This window comes from Pseudochrobactrum sp. AO18b, assembly GCF_000409565.1.
Lineage (GTDB): Bacteria > Pseudomonadota > Alphaproteobacteria > Rhizobiales > Rhizobiaceae > Pseudochrobactrum > Pseudochrobactrum saccharolyticum.
In genome coordinates, this window is record NZ_ANNO01000299.1 from 1 (window position 1) to 2,359 (window position 2,359).

Below are 2,359 nucleotides of genomic sequence, written 5' to 3' on the forward strand. Positions count from 1 at the left end.
CCCGCAAAACTCGCTCTGCACTTTATACTTACAGCCTTATCCCCATTGAGAGACCGAATATAGTGAGCAGCCTTTATCTCCGCCTGACTGAAAACCTCACCGGCTGGCGTAAAGCGCTCCTGACCATTCTCGCCGGTGCAAGTGTCACGCTGGCATTGCCGCCTTTTGATTTTTTGCCCGCCGGATTTATCGGTTTTCCGCTGCTAGTGCTGCTGATTGACAGTTCGGGTACAACAACCGCAACCGGATGGAAGCGCCTGCTCCCTGCTTTTCGCACCGGCTGGTTGTTTGGTTTCGGCTATTTTCTCGCCGGTCTCTGGTGGATCGGCATGGCATTGCTGGTGGATGCCGAAAATTTCGCCTGGGCATTACCATTCGCTATTCTCGGCCTGCCTGCCTTTCTGGCATTTTTCTTCGCTTTTGCTGCGGCATTTGCACGGGTTTTCTGGGGGGCAGGTCTCATCCGTATTCTGGTGCTGGCCATCGCACTCGGCGTTACAGAATGGCTGCGCGCTTTCATTCTCACCGGTTTTCCTTGGAATGCGCTCGGCTATATGCTGATGCCGACACCATTGCTGATGCAGTCGGTTACGATTACCAGTCTCTATGGCATGAATATTCTGGCTGTGGTGATTTTCGCCATGCCCGCTCTGTTGTTTGGCGACAAGCGACAGCGCTATGGCTGGCGCAGCGGATTAATTGCCGCCAGCGCCTTGCTGATTGCCCATGCCGGTTATGGCGCATGGCGCTTACAGCAGGCACCGGTCTTGTCAGAGCAAGGCGCTGATGCACCTGTTATCCGCTTGGTTCAGGCCTCCATTGCACAGGATGCCAAATGGGATAATCAGTTGCGCCGCGCGATTTTCGACAAGCATCTTGATCTCAGTACCCGCCCGCCTGCCAATGGCCAGCCGGTGCCTGATGTGATTATCTGGCCGGAAACCTCCGTTCCCTATGTGCTGCCACAAGTCGAAGAAGCCTTGAGTGCCATCGGCAAGGCACTTCAGCCGAATCAAATGCTGCTGGCCGGAGCGGTGCGTGGTGAGGGAGAGGATCTCTCCGCCTATTATAACAGTATTTTCGCGGTGAATGCCGCCGGTCAGGTGACCGCAACTGCCGACAAAGTGCATCTTGTACCATTCGGTGAATATCTGCCGCTGGAAGGTCTGCTGCGCTCTGTCGGTATGCAGGAAGTGGTGGAATTACCCGGCGGCTTTACCGCAGCACCGGCGCGCCATGCCCTCAATGTCAGCCCGAGCCTGACCCTGCTGCCTTTGATCTGCTATGAGGCGATTTTTCCGTCCGAGCTTGGCTATCAGGGCAAGAGTGTTGATGCGATCATCAATATTACCAATGACGCATGGTACGGCAATACACCGGGGCCTTATCAGCATTTCCGGCAGGCGCAATTGCGCGCCGTAGAACAGGGACTGCCTTTGCTGCGTGCAGCCAATAACGGTATTTCAGCAATTACCGATTCTTACGGTCGAATCACCAAACATCTCAACCTGAATGAAGTCGGATTTATTGATGGCCGTCTGCCACCAAAAGCGACAGGCTTTTGGCGCAAACCGGCAGGAGAAACACAGTTCTTCACACTTCTGTTCATCTTGCTCGTAATTTCATGTGGTTTACATGCCATCCGTACCGAGCGTTTCGGTTGACATCATATTTTTGATGTTATGATATACACATGAAACTGATGAAATTTCAGATGAACCCTATAATTCTCCGAAAAATATGCTGATTTAAGCAAACCATTTTTCATCAAGGAAAGCTCGCATAAGCGAGGAGCATTTGTGAATGACTGAGAATAAAAAGAAACCCAATCCCATTGATGTTCATGTGGGCAGCCGCATCCGGTTGCGCCGGAACATGCTTGGCCTCAGTCAGGAAAAACTCGGTGAAAATCTCGGTATTACCTTCCAGCAGATTCAAAAATATGAAAAAGGCACCAACCGCGTCGGTGCCAGCCGCCTGCAAGCCATTTCATCCATTTTGAGTGTACCGGTTGCCTTCTTTTTTGAAGATGCACCGGAACAGGCAGGACAGCAGAACGGCGGTTTTGCGGAAGATAATGAAACAACCTATGTTGTTGATTTTCTTCAGACAAATGAAGGCGTGCAGCTGACACGTTATTTTACAAAAATCACTGATCCGAAAGTGCGCCGTAAAATCATTGATCTGGTAAAAACCCTTGCCAATGATGATGATTAATCTCTGAAGCGCCAGAGGCGCGAATTCGGTAAAAACAGAATCCCTGAAACTGCCCTATCCTATTGTTTTGTCGCATTATAGCAGGCGCTTAATGCGACAATTTGGCAGCTTCTTGCGTTAAATCTCGCACATAAACACATGC

Annotated in this window: 2 protein-coding genes; both read left to right on the forward strand. The window is 51.0% G+C overall.

Translation table 11 applies throughout. From position 1 onward, the window contains the following. Positions 1–62: 62 nt before the first annotated feature. Positions 63–1,664: an apolipoprotein N-acyltransferase gene (lnt, locus tag A918_RS0112140; protein ID WP_245257324.1), complete on the forward strand. Its 1,602-nt coding sequence runs from the start codon at positions 63–65 to the stop codon at positions 1,662–1,664. 139 nt (positions 1,665–1,803) lie between these two features. Next, positions 1,804–2,217, forward strand: coding sequence for a helix-turn-helix domain-containing protein (locus A918_RS0112145; RefSeq protein ID WP_022711333.1), 414 nt, complete (start codon positions 1,804–1,806; stop codon positions 2,215–2,217). The last annotated feature ends 142 nt before the right edge of the window (positions 2,218–2,359 follow it).